This window comes from Enhydrobacter sp., from assembly GCF_030246845.1.
Classification (GTDB): Bacteria; Pseudomonadota; Alphaproteobacteria; order Reyranellales; family Reyranellaceae; genus Reyranella.
Map to the genome: position 1 here is coordinate 890,338 of NZ_CP126889.1, position 19,150 is coordinate 909,487.

The following is a 19,150-nucleotide window of genomic DNA, read 5'->3' on the forward strand; positions in this document are numbered from 1 at the left end:
TTGCCGCGCACGGGCAAGCCCGACGGGCGATGTCTGTCTCCGCCGCCGATGCGCCCGATGCCCTGTCCGGCCTCATCCCCTCGCGGATCGTGCGCGGTCTGATCGTCGCCGTCCTGTCGGGACTGTGCTTTGCGCTGCTCAACACGTCTGCGAAGGAGCTCACCCAGCAGCTGCCGCCGCTGTTCGTGGCCTGGGGGCGCTGGATCGCCGGCCTTGTCCTGATCGCTCCGGTCATGCTCTGGCGCGTCGGGCCGCATGGCCTGGCCACGCGCCATCTCGGGCTCCACTGCGTGCGCGGCGCATTCCACGCGACGGGCTATGCGTTGTGGTACGAGGCGGTTTTCTGGCTGCCGCTTGCGACCGTGGCGGCGATCGGGTTCACCGGACCGATCTTCGTCACGATCGGCGCCGTCCTGTTCCTGCGCGAGACGGTCCATCGCCGCCGCTGGATCGGGGTCGCCATCGGCTTTGCCGGCATGCTGGTGGTGGTGCGCCCGGGCCTGGCGGAAATCAATCCGGGCACCTGGATGATGCTGGCAGCCGTCCCCCTGATCTCGGGTTCCAATCTCGTCGGCAAGAAGGTGTCGACGCACGACAGGCCGATGGTGGTCGTCTTCTGGCAAAGCGCCATCGCCTCCATCCTGTTCCTGCCCGCCGGCCTGTGGTTCTGGCATGCGCCCACCCTGCCGCAGGTCGCCTTGTTCCTGAGCGCCGGCCTGTTCGGGACCCTCGGCTATTTCTTTCTCGCCTGGTCCTTCAGGTTGATGGATATCTCGGCCCTGCAGCCGATCACCTTCCTCGGCATCGTGTGGGCGGCCGCCATGGACATGATCGTCTGGGGCAAGACGGCCGATCTCTGGACGTTCGTCGGCGCCGCGATCATCGTGGCCGCGACGAGCTATATCGCCCACCGCGAGGCGCGGATCGGCCGGCCTCGTTGACGGGCCTTCATTGGAGCGTGCGATGGCCACGAGCGAGATCCAGGGCCTGAAGCAACAACAGCGGACGCTTCACCACGTGTCGGAGCACCTGGCCAACGAACGCACGATGCTGGCCTGGATACGAACGGCGATCGCGGTGATGACGTTTGGCGTCGGCATCAACCGCTTCAGCCTTTTCCTGGTCGAGTTCAGCAAGATCGTGCCGGGCGGCGGCCATGCCGCAAACGCCCATGCCGAGCAGCTCGGCATCGGCCTGGTGGGGCTCGGCCTGCTCGTCATGCTGGGCGGAACCTGGCACTACGTGCATGTCGCCCGCACGATCGACGACGAGACCTATCGACCGGCGCGGATCGGGATCGTGCTCACCGCGCTCGCCGTCCTTGCGCTCGGCGGAACGAGCCTCGCCTGGCTGCTGTGGTGACACCATCGCGCCTTGATGGCGGACGAGTCCTTTGGCAAGACCGTGCGGCAGGAGGGATACCAGATGACCGATCGCCTGAAGGGGAAAGTGGCGTTGATCACCGGCGGGGCGTCGGGGCTCGGCGCCAATGCCGCGATCCTGATGGCGCAGGAAGGCGCCAGCGTCGTCGTGGCCGACATCGCCATCGACCGCGGCAAGGCCGTCGCCGCCAAGCTGGGCTCGGTCGGCCACTTCGTGAAGCTCGACGTCACCAGTGAAGAGAACTGGAAAGGCGCGATCCGCGAGGCGGTCGACAAGTTCGGTGCGCTGCATGTGCTGGTGAACTCGGCCGGCATCGGGCTCGGCAAGACGGTCGAGGAGATCAGCCTCGATGAGTGGCGCAAGGTCCATGCCATCGATCTCGACGGCGTGTTCCTCGGCTGCAAGCACGGCGTCGCCGAGATCAAGAAGCACACCCATCGGCTGGGCGGCTCGATCATCAACATCTCCTCGATCTCGGGCATCATCGCCGGGGCCAACATGGCGGCCTACAACTCGGCCAAGGCGGGCGTTCGGCTGCTCAGCAAGTCGGTGGCGCTGCATTGCGCCAAGTCCGGCTACAATATCCGCTGCAATTCCGTGCACCCCACCTTCATCGACACGCCGATCCTCGACCGCTACCGCGACCGCTTCGGCAACGAGGTGATGCAGCAGAAGCTCGGGCGTCAGGTGCCGCTCGGCCGTCTCGGCCGGCCGGAAGAGGTCGGCTGGGCGCTGGTGTTCCTCGCGTCGGACGAATCGAGCTTCATGACCGGCTCGGAGGTCGTGATCGACGGCGGGATCAGCGCGATGTGAATCATTGTCCTCCCGAGAGCAGCGGACGACCTCATGGTCCGCGCAATGGTATCCTTCGCTTCGCTCGGGACGACAGAACGGGAGAACCTACATGCTCTTGTCCCTCGACAACCGCCGCGTCTATTTCGATCTCGCCGGACCACAGAATGCGCCGGTGGTCTGCTTCACCCATTCACTGAATGCCGATGGCGGCATGTGGGTCGAGCAGATGGTGCCGCTGCTCGGCGCGGGCTATCGCGTGCTGCGGCTCGACATGCGCGGCCACGGCGGCAGCGCGCCGGTCGAGGGCGACTACACGATGGATGCGCTGGCGGCCGACGTCCGAGGCGCGCTGGACGTGCTCGGCATCCGCAAGGTGCATTTCGTCGGGCTCAGCATCGGCGGCATGATCGGCCAGGGCTTTGCGCTCGCCAATCCGGATCGCCTGCTCTCGCTCACGCTTTGCGATACCTTGCCGGGCACGCCACCCGCCTCGGCCGCGTCCTGGGACGAGCGAAAGAGCGCGGTCCGCAAGTCGGGCGCGGTCGAGGTGCTTGCCGACAGCAGCATGGAGCGCTGGTTCACACCAGAGTTCAGGAGCGTGAACCCGACGCGTTGGCGCGAGATCCGCGACACGATCAGCAACACCACGCTGGCGGGCTTCCTGGGCTGCGCCGCGGCGATCCAGACCTTCGACTACGAAAGCCGGCTCCCCACGATCAAGACACCGACCCTGGTGATCTGCGGCGACGAGGATCCCGGCACGCCGCCCGACAGCAACAAGCTGATCGCCTCCAAGATTCCCGGCGGCCGCTACGAAGGCATCGCCAATGCGCGCCACCTGCCCAACGTCGAGCGGCCCGAGCAGTTCAACCGCATCATGATGAGCTGGCTCGCCGCCAACAGATAACTGTCACAAGGACCAGGACATGGATTTCGCCTTCAACGAGGACCAGCTCGCGATCAAGGACAGCGTCGCCAAGCTCTGCGCCCAGTTCGACGACAAGTACTGGCTGAAGAAGGACAAGGAAGGCGGCTTTCCCAACGATTTCTACAAGGCCATGGCGGATGCCGGCTGGCTCGGCATCGCCATGCCCGAGGAATATGGCGGATCGGGGCTGGGTATCACCGAGGCGGCACTGCTCATGCAGACCGTCGCCGAATCCGGCGCGGCGCTGCAGGGCGCCTCGGCGATCCACCTCAACATCTTCGGTCCCAACCCGATCGTGGTCTTCGGCACGGAGGAGCAGAAGCGGCGCATCCTGCCCGACATCATCAAGGGCAAGGTCAAGGGCTGCTTCGCCGTCACCGAGCCCGATGCCGGCCTCAACACGACCGCGCTCGAGACGCGCGCCGAGCGCGACGGCAACGGCTACGTCGTGCACGGCAAGAAGACCTTCACCACGACGGCGCAGGTCGCCGACAAGATGCTGCTGATCGCCCGCACGACGCCGAAGGACAAGTGCCGGCGCGCGACGGACGGTCTCTCGCTCTTCTACACCGACTTCGACCGATCCAGGATCGAGGTGCGCGACATCGACAAGATGGGCCGCAAGGCGATCGACACCAACCAGGTCTTCATCGACGGTCTCAAGGTGCCGCTGGAGGACCGCATCGGCGAGGAGGGCAAGGGCTTCCACTATCTGCTGCACGGCCTGAACCCCGAGCGCGTCCTGATCGCGGCCGAAGCGATCGGCATCGGCAAGGCGGCCCTCGCCCGCGCCACGCAATATGCCAGGGAGCGCATCGTATTCGGCCGGCCGATCGGCAAGAACCAGGCCATCCAGCATCCGCTGGCCGAGAGCTGGATGGCGCTGGAAGCGGCGAACCTCATGGCCTTCAAGGCGGCCTGGCTCTACGACCACGGCAAGGAATGCGGCGCGGAGGCGAACTCGGCCAAGTATCTCGGCGCACGCGCCGCTTACGACACCTGTGAGCGCGCCATCCTCACCCACGGCGGCTACGGCTATGCCAAGGAGTTCCATGTCGAGCGCTTCCTGCGCGAGGTGATGATCGCCCGCATCGCGCCGGTGAGCGAGCAGCTCATCCTCTGCTACGTCGCCGAGCGCGTGCTGGGACTGCCGAAGAGCTACTGATCTCGGGCAACCTCCGGGCTCCGGCCGGCGTTGATCGGGTATCTACGGTTCCGGATTCCCGAGGATGCCATGACCCACTTCCGCTTCCCGGCGGCCGTCGTGGTCGGCAGTCTCCTCGCTGCCACCGCGGCTTACGCTGCATCTCCCTACGCCGCTTCGTCGCCCCAGGAACGGGCCGAGAATGCCTGCCTCAAGCACCGCGTCCAGCCGAATTCCACGGTTTGGGAGCTCTGTCTTTCGCATGTGACCCGGGCTTACGAATGGGACGAGCCCGCCCTCGCCCAGCAGCTTGCGAACGCGGCCGGCCACGCCAGCGACTCCTGCCGGGATCAGGGGTACGACGCGGAGACTTCCGGGTATCGCGCCTGCGTCAACCGCGAGATGGACGCCCGCAGCTATCTCAACGTCCTGGGCGACGACAACAGCAGTAACGCCGAGAACGTCGCCCGGGCGCAGTAGAAGGCACCTCGTCAGCGGGGAATACGCCTGTCGTATTCCCCGTCGTATTTCCGGAATACGTCCCAGAACGCGGGCGGTACCCGCCCCCGGGCCTTGTCCGCCAGGATGGCGAGATGGCAATGCCAGCCACCCGCGGTGCCGACCATGTCGGCCCGCTTGGCGATGCGCCGGTGGGTAAGCGTGAACAGCACCTCGTCGCCCTGCGGCGCGAGATCGAACACCACCTCCGAGCCGTCTCCCCAGGTGAAGGCGAGGTGCCGGGGCGGATCGATCTCGGTGACCTGCAGGGTAGCATGATGGCCTGTCTCGTCCATTTCCCTGTAACGGTCGGGAGGCGGCGCCTTGGTGGGCGAAAGGTCGGAGTGCTTGAAGTGAAGCTCCACCTTGCCGCCGACCCGGAGCTCCATCGGCCCCGACGCGAACCATTCGCCGCGTTTCGTCGAATCGGTGAGGAACGCCCAGACGGTCTCGATGGGGCCGGGCAGCAGGCGCTCGAAACGAAGCTCGGTCGGCGACAGGATGGTGGCGAACTGGTCGTGCTCGTTCATGTGCGGCTCCTCTTCCTCCTGTTGTGGCGGACAAGCGCGTTTTCGAGCGCGTCGAGGCGAGCCGGCCAGAAGCGCTGATAGTAGGCCAGCCAGCGGTCCGCCTCGGCCAGCGGACCCGCCTTCAGGCGGCAGCGATGCGAACGCCCTTCGATGCTGCGATGGAGCAGCCCCGCCTGCTCCAGGACCTTCACGTGCTTGGCGGCGGCGGCGAACGACATGTCGAAGGGTTCGGCGAGCTCGCCCACTGTGCGGTCACCGGCCGCGAGCCGCCGCAACATCGCCCGCCGCGTGGGATCGGCCAGGGCGCCGAAGACGCGATTGAGCGAAGGTCCCGTATATTCAACCATCCGGTTGAACATAGAGACGGCCACTAAATATTCAACCGGAAAGTTGAATGATTACGCGAGCGCGGCGGCTTGCCCGGTGCGTCTTTTGGTGGGAGGAGTCGGACATGGAACCCCTGCCCGCCTCCGTTCTGCCTGACGGCATCCGAAGCCGCGTGCTGCCCGCCATCAACGGTCTCGACATCCATATCCTCGAGGCCGGCCACGAGACGCGTGGCCGGCCCGCGATCCTGCTGCTGCACGGCTTTCCGGAGCTGGCCTATAGCTGGCGCAAGGTGCTGCCGGCCCTGGCGGCGGCCGGCTATCACGCGATCGCACCCGACCAGCGCGGCTATGGCCGCACCACCGGGTGGAGCGCCGACTACAACGCCGACCTGTCGGATTTCCGATTCCTGATGCTGACGCGCGACATGGTCGGCGTCCTCTATGCGCTCGGCCATCGCACCGCCGAGGCGGTCGTCGGTCACGACTTCGGGGCTGCCATCGCCTCGTTCCTTGCGTTGGTGCGCCCCGACATCTTCAAGCGCATGGTGCTCATGAGCGCGCCGTTCGGCGGCGTGCCGGACGTCCCCTTCGATACGGCGGGCAAGCCATCGGCGCCGAGGCCAACCGATATCCATGCCGCGCTGGCGGCGTTGCCGCGGCCGCGCAAGCATTACCAATGGTATCAGTCGACGCGCGAAGCGAACGAGAACCAGTGGCACGCCAGACAAGGCGTGCATGACTTTCTGCGCGCCTATTACCATCACAAGAGCGCCGACTGGAAAGGGAACAAGCCATTCGAGCTCAAGGGCTGGACAGCCGAAGAGCTCGCCAAGATGCCGACCTACTACATCATGGATCTCGCCGAGGGCATGGCCGAGACGGTGGCGAAGGAGATGCCTTCGCCCGCCGAAATCGCGGCCAACAAATGGCTGCCCGACCATGAGCTCCGGGTCTATAGCGAGGAATTCAAGCGCACCGGCTTCCAGGGCGGCCTGAACTGGTACCGCGTGCGCACGTCGGGCCTCGTGGCGCGCGAATACGAGGCGTTCACCGGCCGTACCATCGACGTGCCCTCGACCTTCATCTCCGGCAAGAGCGACTGGGGCAACTACCAGTCGCCCGGCGCCCTCGGGCGCATGCGGAAAAGCGCCTGCAGGAACATGAAGGAAATCCATTTCGTGGACGGCGCCGGCCACTGGGTCCAGCAGGAGCAGCCGGACGAGGTCAACCGTCTGCTGCTCGGATTCCTGAAGGAGACGGAAGAGTAAGTCTTCGCGAGAGGGAGGCCGTGGCAATCGCGTGCGCGAAGGACGCTTGCAGCAAAGCTGGTGTCATCCCGAGCGCAGCGATGGATCCTTTGTTGGCGCTGCGAAAGATCCCTCGCTGCGCTCGGGATGACACGACACTGGTTGTGCGCCTGTTCTTGTTTCTCGTTAATGACGCGCTCCGATGAGCGTCGGGGAGCGCGGAACTCCAGTGGCGCTCGTTTGGTGTAGAGATGGAGGACGGCGCCGTCCTCGCGAGTGGCGCACTCCGATGATATCAGCCGTTGCTGTCGGCGCGCAGCGCGGCGCGGATGTCGTCGGGATCGACGGCGATCTTCACGCCGGCGCGTTCCTGCTGCAGCAGCATCGACGAGCGCGAATCGCGGCTCTGCCAGCCGCGGCCCAGCGCCTCGGTCATCTCCTCGAGCGTGAGGTTGGCGAGCCGCATCGGCACGCCGACCTCGCGGCCGAGCTGCGTGGCGAGCGACACGTCCTTGTGCGCGAGCCGAAGCGCGAACCGCGCCGGATCGTAGTTGTCCGGCAGGAAGTGCTCGGCCAGCGTGTCGAAGGTACGACGGCGGCCGTTGGCGCCCTGCCGCACCGCCTTCCACAGAAGCAGCGGATCGACGCCGGCCTTCACGCCCATCGTGAAGGTCTCGGCCAGCGCCGTGTTGATGATGTAGCCTGAAAGATTGTGCACGAGCTTGGCCACGCTCGCCGCGCCCACCGCGCCCATGTAGAAGATCTGGTCGCCCATGGCGTCGAGGACGGGCCGGTAGCGCTTGAACGTCGCCTCGTCGCCACTGACCCACAGCGCCATCTTGCCCGAGGCGGCGCCGGCGGGGCCGCCGCTTACAGGACTGTCGAGCAGGTGCGCGCCCTTCTCGTCGAACAGCTTGTGCAGGCGACGAACGACAGTCGGCGAATTGGTCGAGAGATCGAACAACGCCTGCCCGCGCGCCATGCCGTCGAGGATGCCGTCCTTGCCGCAGGCCACGGCCTCGAATTCCGGCGGTCCGGGCAAGGACGTGAAGACGACCTCGCTCGTGGCCGCGAGGTCGCGCGGGCTCTTGGCCCACTCGGCGCCCGCCGCCAGCAGCTTGTCCGCCGCCTGCCGCCGCAGATCGTGCACGATCAGCGTATGCCCCGCCTTCTGGAGGTTGGCCGTCATGCCCGAGCCCATGAGCCCGAGCCCGATGAATCCCACCCGCATCGTTTCCTCCGTTGCCGTTTCGGCAGCCTGTCGAAAGGTATCCGTATCCACTTCTCGCCGCGGGCGGCCGCACAGCAAAAGGGCTGTAATCCGCAGGAAGCGCAGCGTGACGAGGTAGTATAAGGGAGCGCGAGGAGGGACAGCCATGTTCGACCTTGTCATCCGGAACGCGGAGATCTTCGACGGCTCGGGCGCGGCGCCGCAGCACGGCGACCTTGGCGTGGTGAACGGCAAGATCGCCGCCGTCGGTCCGAAGCTCGGCGCCGCCAGGGAGACGGTGAAGGCCGACGGGCTCGCCCTCGCGCCCGGCATCATCGACGGCCACACGCACTACGATGCCCAGATCACCTGGGACCCCTTCGTCGATCCCTCGCCGGCGCTCGGCGTCACGACCGCCGTGCTGGGCAATTGCGGTTTCACCATCGCGCCCTGCCGGCCGGCCGACCGCGACCTCACCATGCGGCACCTGACCCATGTCGAGGGCATGTCGCTCGAGGCGCTGCGCGCCGGCATCCGCTGGGGCTTCGAGAGCTTTCCGCAGTATCTCGACATGCTGCAGCAACAGGGCGTAGGCCCCAACGTCGCCTGCTTTGCCGGCCACTCGGCGATCCGGACGTTCGTGATGGGCAAGGAGGCGACCGAGCGGACCGCGACGGCCGAGGAAGTCGCGCGCATGGCCGCGCTGGTGCGCGAGGCGATGAAGGCCGGCGCGGTGGGTTTCGCCTCGAGCACGGCGGAGGCGCACAACGGCGAGGGCGGCACGCCGATGCCGTCGCGGCTCGCCGACGACAGGGAGCTGCGCGCCTTGGTGCGCGCGATGGCCGAAGGCGGCACGGGTGTCTACATGCTGACCAGAGGCAGCAAGACCTCGATCCCCTATCTCGAGGAGATCGCCGTCGAGGCGGGGCGGCCGGTGGTGATCGCCGCCCTCTTCCATTCCAACACCAACCCCGACGCCGCCTTCACCTGGCTGAAGCAGGTGAACGAGGCGCGCGCCCGCGGCCGTCGGCTCGTGGCACAGACCTCGTGCTGCCCGCTCAGCATGGACTTCACTTTCAAGAGCCCGTACCTCTTCGAGAGCATGGAGTCGTGGAAACCGGCGATGGCCGCCCACGGCGGCGACGCCCTCGAGAAGGTCTATCGCGATCCGGCATGGCGCGCCGCCGTCAGGAAGGAGCTCGAGGAGCGCCGCGGCCGGCTGGTCTTCAATGGCGAATGGGACAAGCTCTTCGTCGTCGAGACGGCGACGCCGGAGAACCGCGGCCTGGAAGGCGCCACGCTGGCAGAGCTCGCCCGCAAGGCCGGCAAGGAGCCGCTCGACTGCATCCTCGACTTCGCGCTCGAGGAGAACCTCGACACGATGTTCGTGGCCCAGCTCCTGCACAATGACGACGAGGCGGTCGGCCGGATCCTGGCCGATCCCGATACTCACATATCGTTGAGCGATGCCGGCGCGCACCTCACCTTCTTCTGCGACGCGGGCTTTGGGCTCCATCTGCTGGGGCATTGGAGCCGGGATCTCGGCGTCCTCGACCTGCCGCAGGCCGTGCATCGGCTGACAGGGCAGCCGGCAACGCTGTTCGGCATCCGGGACCGCGGTCTGCTGCGCGAAGGCTATGCCGCCGACCTGATGCTGTTCGATCCCAGGACCGTGGCGCGCGGCCCGAAGCGCCGGGCGCACGACCTGCCCTCCGGCGCCGCCCGTCTCACCGCCGGCGCCGTCGGGCTGCATGGCGTCTGGGTGAACGGCACGCGTGTCGCCGATACCGGGGGCTTCTGCGCCGATCCCGCGAGCCGTCCCGGTGAGGTGCTGCGCTCGTTTGCCGGCTAAAGAGCCGAGAGCGCCGTCACGACGACGGCCTGAGCTTGAAGAACGTCGTGCGGTGGCGTTCCTCGGCCCGCAGCTTGGTCCGCACGCGCATGATATCCTTCCAGCCGATATAGCCCACCAGCCGGCCGGCCTCGCGCGAGATGACCGGCAGGTGCGCGACGTTCACCGTCGTCAGACGGTCGGCCAGCTCTTCCAGATATTCGTCCGGATGCGCGACCGTGATCTTGGTGCCGGCGAGCAGCTCCTGCAGGGTCGTCTGGCGATGCTTGCCGGCGCGGCGCCAGCGCAGGATCGAGGGTGGATCGATCACCCCCAGGACCCGGCCGGCCGGATCGAGCACGGGGAAGCTCGGATGGTGCGTCGAGGGGCTCGTCAGAAAGCGCGTCGCCTCGTGCAGGGTCATGCCCGACGGCACCGTCTCGACGTCCTTGGTCATCACCTCCTCCACGCGCGTCAAGGCGAACGGATCGACGCGGTATTCGCGGATGAGGTGGTGGCCGCGGCGGGCGATCTTCTCGGTCAGGATCGAGCGGCGCATCAGCAGAACCGTCACGGTGTGGGCCACCGCGCAGGCGGTGATGAGCGGCAGCAGGACGTGAGTGTTGCCGGTGAGTTCCACCGCGAAGAAAGTGGCCGTAAGCGGCGAGCGCATCGTGCCGCCCATCGTGGCGGTCATCGCCAGCAACGCCCAGAAGCCCACGCCGCCATCACCGGGCAGGAAGCCGCCGATCACCGTGCCCATGGCGCCGCCCATGATCAGAAGCGGCGCGAGCACGCCGCCTGATGTCCCCGAACCCAGCGCGACCGCCCAGATAATCGCCTTGACGACCAGCAGCAGCAGCGCCGCTTTGGATGGGACGTTGCCCTGCAGCATGTCGGCGATGTTGTCGTAGCCCACCCCCAGGGCATTGGGATCGATCAGACCGCCGATGCCGACCACGAGGCCACCCAGCATCGGCCACCACATCCAGTGGATGGGCAGCTTCAGGAAGCCGTCCTCACAGGCATAGACCAGCCGAGTGAGCAGGCCCGAGAGCAGCCCGCCCAGGAGCCCCATCGCCGCCCAGCACAGAACGCCGACGAGCGTGACGTCCACGCTTCCGGCGAACGGGAAGAGCGGGCTCGAGAGGCCCAGGACGCCCCGCTCCACCGCAGCGACCACGGCGGCCACCGCAACCGGCAGAAAGCTGCGCGGCGACCATTCGAACAGGAGCAGCTCGACGGCCAGCATGATGGCGGCGATCGGCGTGCCGAACACGGTCGTCATGCCGGCGGCGGCGCCGGCCACCAGCAGCGTCTTGCGCTCGTTGTCGCTCACCGGCAGCGCCTGGGCGATCAGCGAGCCGATGGCGCCTCCCGTCATGATGATCGGGCCCTCTGCGCCGAACGGTCCGCCGGTGCCGATGACAACCGCCGAGGAGAGCGGCTTCAGTACCGCGACCTTGGCATCGAGCCTGGATCGGCCGAGCAGGATCGCCTCGATCGCCTCGGGGATGCCGTGGCCACGGATCTTGTCGCTGCCGTAGCGCGCCATCAGGCCGATGATCAGCGACCCGACGACCGGCACCAGCGCGGCCCACAGGCCGAGCGGTGAATGCTCGACGTGGAGATTGGCGAAGCCGAACTTGCCGAAATAGGCGATATTGGTGGCAAGCTGGATGAGCTTCAGCAAAATGAAGCCCGCAACGACCCCTGCCGTTGCCACGATGACGGCGATCCCGCAGATCAGGAGCACGCGCGGATCGGTGGTGAAGTCGCCCAGGTGGCGGCGGTTGGGCAGGACAGGGGTGCCGTTCACTTGGGCAATGGGAGGCGACATGGAGGTGAGAGGTGTTCTAACCGAGGAAAGAGGTTCGATGGTCGGGCGGGTCTTCTATCGGATTGCGATATAAGTAGGCAAGCCAAAGGAGCCTCGCCATGGCGACCACAAAAAAGCCCGTTTCGACGACCCGCCGCCCCTCCCAGGCCGACTACGAGGCGCTTGCGGAATTCCGCTATCTGATCCGGCGTTTTCTCGAATTCAGCCAGAGTGCAGCCCGCGGCGTCGGGCTCGCCCCCGCCCAGCATCAGGCGCTGCTGGCCATCAAGGGCAGCCCGGACGGCGCCAGCATGACGATCGGCGATCTGGCTGCCCGCCTCTGCATTCGCCACCACAGCACGGTCGAGCTGGTCGACCGGCTGGCCGCGGCCGGGCTGGTGGTCCGGCGAACCGACCCGCAGGACCATCGCCGCGTCATCCTGGGCCTCACCCGATCCGCCGAGAAGCACTTGGCCGAGCTGTCGGCGGCGCATCTGGACGAGCTCGCCCGCCTCAGGCCCTCGCTGAGGAAGCTGCTTGCCCTGGGGAAGTCCTCATAGGGCCGCCCATGCATGATCCGCACTGATTCGAGTCGACATCTTCGATATACTGTACTATTCGTACAGTAATTGGATGAACCTCTTTCCCAGGCGAGAACCATGTCGATCGCCGAGGCACGCACGCCGGACCGCGCCGCATCCAGGCCGGTGACCCACAGCAGGCTTCGTCAGCTTTCGGCGCTGCGCAATGGACCGGCCGTCCTGCGCATGGCGACCCATTTGGGCGCAATCGCCGTGATGGCGGCGCTCATCCTTGTCGTCGCCGACAAGCTGGGCTTCGCCTGGGCCTTCCCCCTGATCCTCTGCCAGGGCTTCCTGGTGGCATTTCTTTTCATGCCGCTGCACGAGGCCGTGCACAAGACCGCCTTCCGGACGCGCTGGCTCAACATCGCCTTCGGCCATCTCTGCGGCGCAGCGATCGGGTTTCCTTACGAATACTACAGCGTGTTCCACTGGGAGCATCACCGGCACACACAGGATCCGGCGAAGGATCCCGAGCTGCTGGTCATGCCGCTGCCCGGATCCTCCGCGCAGCTCGTGCTGGCCTTCTCCGGCGCGTTGCAGGTCTATGGCCGCCTGCGGCTGATGCTGACGCACGCTCTCACAGGCAAGGTCACGGCCCCCTGGGTGCCGGCGGACAAACACGCCCTGATCGTGCGCGAGGCGCGATGCTATCTCCTCGCCTACGTCCTGCTGCTGATCGGCTCGCTGGCGCTGCGGACGCCGGTTTTGTTGCTTGTCTGGATCGTCCCGCTGTTTTTTGGCCAGTTCTTCCTGCGGCCCTATCTCTACGCCGAGCACACGGGCTGCGGACGATCGCGCGACGCGTTCGAGAACACGCGCACGACCTACGCCCGCGGACTCGTCAAATGGTTCGCCTGGAACATGCCCTACCATGTCGAGCATCACGCCTATCCGTCGGTGCCGTTCCACGCCTTGCACGAGCTGAACGGCCTCGTCGCCGGGCGGATCGTCCATGGCGAGCCGGGCTACCGGCACTCGATCGGCAAGGCGTGGCGCTGGCTGCGCGCGGCAAGCCGCGGCGAGGTATCGGCCTAGGTCAGCACGGCGTCGACCAGACGCCAAACATAGGCCGGCGAAAGCGGCCGCAGCCCGAAGGTGGATTGATAGAACAGCGTGCCGTAGATCTGGTCGTACAGCTCCTCGGCCGGGCGGCCGCTGTCGATCTGGCCGGCACGCTGGCCGTTGCGGATGATCCTGATGCCCAGGCTGCGTCGCACGTCGAGATAGCGCTCCGAAAAAAGCCGGCCGGAGCCGGTCCTGGCGATGCACTCGGCAATGACAGCGAGCTGCACCTTGCCGAACTCGCCGTCCAGCGCCTCCGCATAGGCAGCGGCGTGCGCGCGCAGCAGCGCCACGGGATCGCCCTCCTCCGACAAGGGGAGGAGTGATGCAGCCTTCCTGAGGAAGGCGTCGATCAGCAGTGCCTCGCGCGATGGCCACCATTTGTAGATCGTCATCTTGGAGACGCCTGCCTCGCGGGAGATCGCGTCAATGGTCGTCGCCGCGAGTCCCTTGGTCGCCATCAGCTGGTAGGCTCCTTCGAGCACCGCCCGTTCCGTCTCGACGGAGCGCGGCCGGCCGGGTCGGCCCGGAACGATGTCTGTGTCGGTCGGCACGATGGCAGCCTGCGGGTCCAATGCGGAAGCGCTATGCCAGCGCCCCTCCACCTCGAGAGGCACCCACATGAGCGAGGGAGTCGCCTTCTATCATAGCGTTCCCGATCGCAAATGGCGCACCGGATGCTCGAGGAGGTCGCGGCGCCTATCGTATCGTACCAGTCGATCCCCCCAGGAAGGAACAGAAGTCGCCCGACTTCCTGGCGCTGAACCCGATGGGCAAGCTGCCGACCATGATCCATCGCGCGCACGGTCGTGACCGAGACGGCCTTCCAGCGCGCCACGAGCGCGTCCTGCAGGCAGGAAGTGTCGGCAAGGCCTACGTGAATTCATGCCCGGATTGTCGGCGTGCAGTGGCGGCCGGCCGCGAGCCGGTGTTAGAACGCGACCATAGCAGCGGAGGAAGCCATGGTCGCGACTATCGGTCACTACATCGACAACAAGCCGGTCGCTGGCAAGAGCGGCCGCATGGGCGATGTCACCAATCCGGCGACGGGCGAGGTGACGGCGAAGGTGGCCTTCGCCTCCGAAGCCGAGGTCGATGCCGCCGTCCAGGCGGCCAGGAAGGCGCAGGTCGCCTGGGGCGCCCTGCCGTTGCTGCGGCGCCAGCGCGTGATGTTCAACCTCAAGAACCTGATCGAGAAGCACACCGACGAGCTCGCGCGGCATCTCTCGCTCGAGCATGGCAAGACCTTCGACGATGCCAAGGGCGAGGTCGGCCGCGGCCTCGAGGTCGTGGAGTTCGCCTGCGGCATTGCCCATCACATGAAGGGCGACTTCACCGAGCAGGTGGCGACCGACATGGATACCTGGTCGATCAGACAGCCGCTCGGCGTCGTGGCCGGCATCACGCCCTTCAACTTCCCGATCATGATCCCGTGCTGGATGGGCGCCATGGCCGTGGCCTGCGGCAACGCCTTCGTGCTGAAGCCCTCGGAGAAGGATCCGAGCGCGCCGATGCTGCTGGCCGAGCTCTATGCCGAGGCCGGCGCGCCGGCCGGCATCTTCCAGGTGGTGAACGGCGACAAGGTGGCGGTCGACGCGCTGCTCAGGCATCCCGACGTGCCGGCGATCTCCTTCGTCGGCTCGACGGCGATCGGCGAGTACGTCTATCACACCGGCACGCAGCACAATAAGCGCGTGCAGGCGCTGTGCGGCGCCAAGAACCACATGGTGGTGATGCCCGACGCCGATCTCGATCAGGCGACCGACGCGCTGATCGGCGCAGGCTATGGCGCGGCCGGCGAGCGTTGCATGGCGATCTCGGTCGCCGTCGCGGTGGGCGACGTGGCCGACAAGCTGGTCGACAAGCTCGTGCCGCGAGTCCAGGCGCTGAAGATCGGCCCGGGCCTCGATCCGCAGTCGGAAATGGGGCCGCTGGTCACCCGCCAGCATCGCGACAAGGTGATGGGCTATGTCGACCAGGGCGTGAAGGAAGGCGCGAAGCTCGTGGTCGATGGCCGCGGGCTGAAACTTCAGGGCTACGAGAACGGCAACTTCATGGGCGGCTGCCTGTTCGATCACGTGACCCCGAACATGACGATCTACAAGGACGAGATCTTCGGGCCGGTGCTCTCGGTCGTGCGCTCCGACAACTTCGACGAGGCGATCAAGCTCGTGAACGACCACGCCTACGGCAACGGCACGGCGATCTTCACCCGCGACGGCGACGCCGCGCGCACCTTCGCCAGCAACGTCAGGATCGGCATGGTCGGCATCAACGTGCCGATTCCGGTGCCGGTGGCCTATCACAGCTTCGGCGGCTGGAAGGCCTCGGTGTTCGGCGATCACGGCATCTACGGCATGGAAGGCGTGCGCTTCTACACCAAGCTCAAGACCGTGACCGCGCGCTGGCCGACCGGCATCCGCGCCGGCGCCGAGTTCAATTTCCGGGCCCGCGCCTGAAGCGATTCAAGCAGCCTGCCGCCTCGGCTGGCGGCGGGCGTCCTCGAGGATCATGCCCGCCGCCTTGTCGGCGATCATGATCGTCGGCGTGTTGGTGTTGCCCGAGGTGATGGTGGGCATCACCGAAGCATCGACCACGCGCAAGCCTTGCAGGCCGATGACGCGCAGCCGCTCGTCGACGACCGCGGTCGGATCGGAGGGAAGACCCATCTTCGCCGTACCTACGGGATGAAAGATCGTCGTGCCGATGTCGCCTGCGGCCTTGGCGAGGGAAGCCTCGTCGTTCCCGACGCCCGGCCCGGGCAGATATTCCTCCGGCCTGTAGGGCTGCATCGCGGCCTGCCGCATCAGCCGCCGCGTGACTCGGATCGCATCGGCGGCCACGCGTCTGTCCTCGAAGGTCGAAAGATAGTTCGGCGCGATCATGGGCTTGGCCGAAGGCTCGGACGAGCGCAGCCGGATCGTGCCGCGCGAGGTCGGCTGCAGATTGCAGGCGCTGACGGTGATGGCCGGGAAGCGATGCAGCGGATCGCCGAACTTGTCGAGCGACAGCGGCTGGACATGGAACTCGATGTTCGGCCGCTCGTGGTCCGGCGAGGAGGTCGTGAAGATGCCGAGCTGCGAGGGCGCCATGGAGAGCGGCCCCGACTGGAACAGGGCGTACTCCGCGCCGATCAGCGCCCGGCCGACCAGTGAATGATAGCTCGTGTTGAGGGTCTTCGCTCCTTGGACCTTGTAGATGGCCCGCTGCTGCAGGTGATCCTGCAGGTTGCGGCCGACACCGGGCTTGTCCTGCAGCACCGCGATGCCGAGCTCGGTGAGCCACTCGGCGGGACCGACGCCCGAAAGCTGCAGGATCTGCGGCGAGCCAACAGCGCCCGCCGACAGGATGATCTCCCCTTTCGTCCGCGCCTCGACGAGACGCCCGTTCTGCCGGAACCGTACGCCGGTGGCGCGTTGTCCGTCGAACAGAACCCTCTCGACCAGGACGCCGGTCTCCAGGCGCAAGTTGGGTCGCTTGAGGACCGGCTTGAGGAAGGCACGCGCCGCCGACATGCGGACGCCGCGCTTCTGGTTGACGTGAAAGTAGCCCACGCCGTCGTTGTTGCCGGTATTGAAGTTGGCCGTGGCCGGGATGCCCATCTCGGTCGCGGCCTTGGCGACCGCGTCGAGGATGTCCCATCTGACGCGAAGCGGCTCGACCCGCCATTCGCCGGCGGAGCCGTGATGCTCGGTGTCGCCCAGGAAATGGCAATCCAGCCGCTTGAAGATCGGCAGGACGTCATCCCATCCCCAGCCGGCGAGCCCGAGCTGGCGCCAATGATCGTAGTCCTGCGCCTGGCCGCGCATGGAGATCATGCCGTTGATGGCCGAGCAGCCGCCGATCACCTTGCCGCGTGGATAGTTGAGGCTGCGGCCGTTGAGGCCGGGCTCCTTCTCGGTCTGGAACATCCAGTCGGCGCGTGGATTGCCGATCGCGAACAGATAGCCGGCCGGAATGTGAAACCAGATCCAGTTGTCGCGCCCGCCCGCCTCCAGCACCAGGACCCGGGTCGCCGGATTGGCCGACAGCCGGTTGGCCAGCACGCAGCCGGCCGAGCCCGCGCCGACGACGATGTAGTCGAAGTCCCCTTCGAGACGGTTGACGGCCTCCGCTGCCATTGAACGCTCCTTGACCGTCGAATGATGCGACCCGCTGGCCGACAGTACAAGCGGCAGGGTGTTCGGCGACCCGCTCTCCTATCGAAACGGCCCCCTTGCCCGCGGCGCCGCGCCGCGCGCAAAATTCGGCCAATAGAGGAGCGCCCGATGAAGTACAATCGCATTTCGGCCGATTGCCACCTCGACCTGCCGTGGATGCCGCCCGACCTCTTCATCTCGATGGCGCCACGCGAGCTGAAAGAGCGGATGCCCTACGTGGTCGACAGCGACGATGGGCCGAAATGGGTGGCCAAGAACGGTGCCTCCTTCGGCTACAAGAACGGCGTCGGCCCGGCCGGCAGCAAGTACGTCAAGGGCAAGCACCATCGCGTCGACGTGATGGCGGGCACCGGCCTCTACGAGGACGGCGCGAAGGATGTCCGCCGCGTCTCCGATCCGCACCTGCGCATCAAGGATCTCGACCGCGACCATGTCGATGCCGAGGTGATCTACGGCATCCTGGGCGCCGCCGGCCGGCTGAACGACCGCGAGGCGGCCAACGAGATGCTGCGCATCTACAACGACTGGCTGAAGGACTTCTGCAGCCACTATCCCGACCGGCACATCGGGCTCGCCTGCCTGCCCTACGGCGACATCGACGCCGCCGTGAAGGAAATCCATCGCGTGGCCAAGATGGGCCTGCGCGGGCTCGAGCTCTCCTGCTCGTGGGACATGGAGCCGATGTGGCATCCGATGTGGGAGCCGCTCTGGAAGGCGGTGAACGACGTGCAGCTTCCGCTGCACTTCCACACCTTCCCCAACGTGCCGCCGGACATGATCGCCAAGCACCCCGGTCGCGTCGGGCGCTCGGTGTTCTTCACCGTCGTGTCGGGCTTCCAGATGAACCTGGTCAACATCCTGGCCGCCGTCATCGCCGCCAACGTGCTGGAGCGCTACCCGCACGTGCGCATTGCCTTCGGTGAATCGGGCTGCGGCTGGATCCCCTATGCGCTCGACCGCATGGACTTCGAATGGGAGGACCGCTTCACCGACCTCGGGCTCAAGATGAAGCCGTCGGACTACTGGCGCCGCCAGTGCAAGGCCACCTTCCAGTTCGACCGCATCGGCGCCAAGCTGATCGACGACATGGGCGCGGAAAGCCTGATGTGGGGCTCCGACTACCCGCACGGCGACGGCGTGTGGCCGAACTCCGACCAGTACATCAAGGAGCAGTTCGCCGAGGTCACTCCGGAGGTGACCAGGATGATCACCTGCACCAACGCCGGCAAGTTCTACGGGCTGATCAATTGACATGGCGGCGCCAACCGCCGCCCTCTTGTCATCCTGAGCGCAGCGAAGGATCCGAGGTCCGATCCAGAGGTATGTTGTGGAACCGGCGCGAGGAAGTCCTTCGCTTCGCTCGGGACGGCAACGGACGGCTCAAGAAAACGCCTTGAAGGTGATGAGCGTGAAGGTGTCCTTCACGTCGGGCAGAGTCTGGATCTTGCTGGTGACGAAGTGACCGATATCGGTCTTGTCGTCGAGATAGCACTTCATCAGGAGATCGTACTGGCCCGAGGTCGAATAGACCTCCGAGACCTGCTCGATGCCGACCGCCTCGTCGGCGACCTCGTAGGCCTTGCCGAGCTCGCACTTCACCATGACGAAGATGGTCTGCATGGTCCCGCCT

19 protein-coding genes are annotated in these 19,150 nt (G+C 66.5%); 12 read left to right on the plus strand and 7 right to left on the minus strand.

All coding sequences use genetic code 11. The features are described from left to right. The first annotated feature begins 29 nt into the window (after positions 1–29). The 6 genes from OJF58_RS04640 (at position 30) to OJF58_RS04665 (ending at position 4,730) form a co-directional block, all read left to right on the plus strand. Complete coding sequence (locus OJF58_RS04640) at positions 30–941, plus strand: DMT family transporter (protein ID WP_300781986.1); 912 nt, start codon at positions 30–32, stop codon at positions 939–941. A gap of 22 nt (positions 942–963) precedes the next feature. Next, complete coding sequence (locus OJF58_RS04645) at positions 964–1,362, plus strand: DUF202 domain-containing protein (RefSeq protein ID WP_300781988.1); 399 nt, start codon at positions 964–966, stop codon at positions 1,360–1,362. 63 nt (positions 1,363–1,425) lie between these two features. Further along, positions 1,426–2,196: an SDR family oxidoreductase gene (locus OJF58_RS04650; RefSeq protein WP_300781990.1), complete on the plus strand. Its 771-nt coding sequence runs from the start codon at positions 1,426–1,428 to the stop codon at positions 2,194–2,196. A gap of 91 nt (positions 2,197–2,287) precedes the next feature. Next, positions 2,288–3,085 (plus strand): alpha/beta fold hydrolase, encoded by a 798-nt coding sequence (locus OJF58_RS04655; protein WP_300781992.1) that lies wholly within the window; start codon positions 2,288–2,290, stop codon positions 3,083–3,085. A gap of 19 nt (positions 3,086–3,104) precedes the next feature. Beyond that, positions 3,105–4,271, plus strand: a complete 1,167-nt coding sequence (locus OJF58_RS04660) for an acyl-CoA dehydrogenase family protein (RefSeq protein ID WP_300781995.1) — start codon at positions 3,105–3,107, stop codon at positions 4,269–4,271. Between the two features lie 69 nt (positions 4,272–4,340). Further along, positions 4,341–4,730, plus strand: coding sequence for a hypothetical protein (locus OJF58_RS04665; RefSeq protein ID WP_300781998.1), 390 nt, complete (start codon positions 4,341–4,343; stop codon positions 4,728–4,730). 11 nt (positions 4,731–4,741) lie between these two features. Here the strand turns inward: OJF58_RS04665 and OJF58_RS04670 are convergent, their stop codons facing one another. Together OJF58_RS04670 and OJF58_RS04675 are read right to left on the minus strand one after the other, a co-directional pair. Continuing rightward, complete coding sequence (locus OJF58_RS04670) at positions 4,742–5,278, minus strand: SRPBCC family protein (RefSeq protein ID WP_300782001.1); 537 nt, start codon at positions 5,276–5,278, stop codon at positions 4,742–4,744. Then, positions 5,275–5,625 carry a metalloregulator ArsR/SmtB family transcription factor gene (locus OJF58_RS04675; protein WP_300782004.1) on the minus strand — a complete coding sequence of 117 codons (351 nt, stop codon included), beginning with the start codon at positions 5,623–5,625 and terminating at the stop codon, positions 5,275–5,277. The genes OJF58_RS04670 and OJF58_RS04675 overlap by 4 nt, the downstream gene beginning before the upstream one ends. Positions 5,626–5,729: 104 nt before the next feature. On the opposite strand from OJF58_RS04675, the gene OJF58_RS04680 reads away from it, so the two are divergent. Continuing rightward, positions 5,730–6,875 carry an alpha/beta fold hydrolase gene (locus OJF58_RS04680; RefSeq protein WP_300782006.1) on the plus strand — a complete coding sequence of 382 codons (1,146 nt, stop codon included), beginning with the start codon at positions 5,730–5,732 and terminating at the stop codon, positions 6,873–6,875. 274 nt (positions 6,876–7,149) lie between these two features. On the opposite strand, the gene OJF58_RS04685 is transcribed toward OJF58_RS04680, so the two are convergent. Further along, complete coding sequence (locus OJF58_RS04685; RefSeq protein ID WP_300782009.1) at positions 7,150–8,085, minus strand: NAD(P)-dependent oxidoreductase; 936 nt, start codon at positions 8,083–8,085, stop codon at positions 7,150–7,152. Positions 8,086–8,230: 145 nt separating this feature from the next. Here OJF58_RS04685 and OJF58_RS04690 point away from each other — a divergent pair, with 145 nt between their 5' ends. Beyond that, entirely contained in the window at positions 8,231–9,916 is a 1,686-nt protein-coding gene (locus OJF58_RS04690; RefSeq protein ID WP_300782011.1) for an amidohydrolase family protein, read from the plus strand. A 16-nt stretch (positions 9,917–9,932) separates the two neighbouring features. Here OJF58_RS04690 and OJF58_RS04695 read toward each other — a convergent pair whose 3' ends face one another. Beyond that, positions 9,933–11,735 carry a chloride channel protein gene (locus OJF58_RS04695; protein ID WP_300782014.1) on the minus strand — a complete coding sequence of 601 codons (1,803 nt, stop codon included), beginning with the start codon at positions 11,733–11,735 and terminating at the stop codon, positions 9,933–9,935. A gap of 98 nt (positions 11,736–11,833) precedes the next feature. Here OJF58_RS04695 and OJF58_RS04700 point away from each other — a divergent pair, with 98 nt between their 5' ends. Then, complete coding sequence (locus OJF58_RS04700; protein WP_300782017.1) at positions 11,834–12,274, plus strand: helix-turn-helix domain-containing protein; 441 nt, start codon at positions 11,834–11,836, stop codon at positions 12,272–12,274. A gap of 99 nt (positions 12,275–12,373) precedes the next feature. Further along, the gene (locus OJF58_RS04705) at positions 12,374–13,333 is read left to right on the plus strand and encodes a fatty acid desaturase (RefSeq protein ID WP_300782019.1); all 960 of its coding nucleotides are present in this window, start codon (positions 12,374–12,376) and stop codon (positions 13,331–13,333) included. Here OJF58_RS04705 and OJF58_RS04710 read toward each other — a convergent pair. After that, positions 13,330–13,914, minus strand: coding sequence for a TetR/AcrR family transcriptional regulator (locus tag OJF58_RS04710; protein WP_300782022.1), 585 nt, complete (start codon positions 13,912–13,914; stop codon positions 13,330–13,332). The two genes, OJF58_RS04705 and OJF58_RS04710, sit on opposite strands and share 4 nt — an antisense overlap. A gap of 408 nt (positions 13,915–14,322) precedes the next feature. Here OJF58_RS04710 and OJF58_RS04715 point away from each other — a divergent pair, with 408 nt between their 5' ends. Then, complete coding sequence (locus OJF58_RS04715) at positions 14,323–15,819, plus strand: CoA-acylating methylmalonate-semialdehyde dehydrogenase (RefSeq protein WP_300782024.1); 1,497 nt, start codon at positions 14,323–14,325, stop codon at positions 15,817–15,819. A 6-nt stretch (positions 15,820–15,825) separates the two neighbouring features. Here OJF58_RS04715 and OJF58_RS04720 read toward each other — a convergent pair whose 3' ends face one another. Next, a complete protein-coding gene (locus OJF58_RS04720; RefSeq protein ID WP_300782027.1) occupies positions 15,826–17,481 on the minus strand; it encodes a GMC family oxidoreductase N-terminal domain-containing protein in 1,656 nt (551 codons plus the stop codon). 147 nt (positions 17,482–17,628) lie between these two features. Here OJF58_RS04720 and OJF58_RS04725 point away from each other — a divergent pair, with 147 nt between their 5' ends. Then, positions 17,629–18,771, plus strand: a complete 1,143-nt coding sequence (locus OJF58_RS04725; protein WP_300782029.1) for an amidohydrolase family protein — start codon at positions 17,629–17,631, stop codon at positions 18,769–18,771. Positions 18,772–18,900: 129 nt separating this feature from the next. Here the strand turns inward: OJF58_RS04725 and OJF58_RS04730 are convergent, their stop codons facing one another. Further along, entirely contained in the window at positions 18,901–19,140 is a 240-nt protein-coding gene (locus OJF58_RS04730; RefSeq protein ID WP_300782031.1) for an Lrp/AsnC ligand binding domain-containing protein, read from the minus strand. Between the last annotated feature and the right edge of the window lie 10 nt (positions 19,141–19,150).

Coding starts and splice junctions, on each gene's coding strand:
- OJF58_RS04640 (WP_300781986.1), top strand. CDS start 30: ATGTCTGTCTCCGCCGCCGATGCGCCCGATGCCCTGTCCGGCCTCATC.
- OJF58_RS04645 (WP_300781988.1), top strand. CDS start 964: ATGGCCACGAGCGAGATCCAGGGCCTGAAGCAACAACAGCGGACGCTT.
- OJF58_RS04650 (WP_300781990.1), top strand. CDS start 1,426: ATGACCGATCGCCTGAAGGGGAAAGTGGCGTTGATCACCGGCGGGGCG.
- OJF58_RS04655 (WP_300781992.1), top strand. CDS start 2,288: ATGCTCTTGTCCCTCGACAACCGCCGCGTCTATTTCGATCTCGCCGGA.
- OJF58_RS04660 (WP_300781995.1), top strand. CDS start 3,105: ATGGATTTCGCCTTCAACGAGGACCAGCTCGCGATCAAGGACAGCGTC.
- OJF58_RS04665 (WP_300781998.1), top strand. CDS start 4,341: ATGACCCACTTCCGCTTCCCGGCGGCCGTCGTGGTCGGCAGTCTCCTC.
- OJF58_RS04670 (WP_300782001.1), bottom strand. CDS start 5,278: ATGAACGAGCACGACCAGTTCGCCACCATCCTGTCGCCGACCGAGCTT.
- OJF58_RS04675 (WP_300782004.1), bottom strand. CDS start 5,625: ATGGTTGAATATACGGGACCTTCGCTCAATCGCGTCTTCGGCGCCCTG.
- OJF58_RS04680 (WP_300782006.1), top strand. CDS start 5,730: ATGGAACCCCTGCCCGCCTCCGTTCTGCCTGACGGCATCCGAAGCCGC.
- OJF58_RS04685 (WP_300782009.1), bottom strand. CDS start 8,085: ATGCGGGTGGGATTCATCGGGCTCGGGCTCATGGGCTCGGGCATGACG.
- OJF58_RS04690 (WP_300782011.1), top strand. CDS start 8,231: ATGTTCGACCTTGTCATCCGGAACGCGGAGATCTTCGACGGCTCGGGC.
- OJF58_RS04695 (WP_300782014.1), bottom strand. CDS start 11,735: ATGTCGCCTCCCATTGCCCAAGTGAACGGCACCCCTGTCCTGCCCAAC.
- OJF58_RS04700 (WP_300782017.1), top strand. CDS start 11,834: ATGGCGACCACAAAAAAGCCCGTTTCGACGACCCGCCGCCCCTCCCAG.
- OJF58_RS04705 (WP_300782019.1), top strand. CDS start 12,374: ATGTCGATCGCCGAGGCACGCACGCCGGACCGCGCCGCATCCAGGCCG.
- OJF58_RS04715 (WP_300782024.1), top strand. CDS start 14,323: ATGGTCGCGACTATCGGTCACTACATCGACAACAAGCCGGTCGCTGGC.
- OJF58_RS04720 (WP_300782027.1), bottom strand. CDS start 17,481: ATGGCAGCGGAGGCCGTCAACCGTCTCGAAGGGGACTTCGACTACATC.
- OJF58_RS04725 (WP_300782029.1), top strand. CDS start 17,629: ATGAAGTACAATCGCATTTCGGCCGATTGCCACCTCGACCTGCCGTGG.
- OJF58_RS04730 (WP_300782031.1), bottom strand. CDS start 19,140: ATGCAGACCATCTTCGTCATGGTGAAGTGCGAGCTCGGCAAGGCCTAC.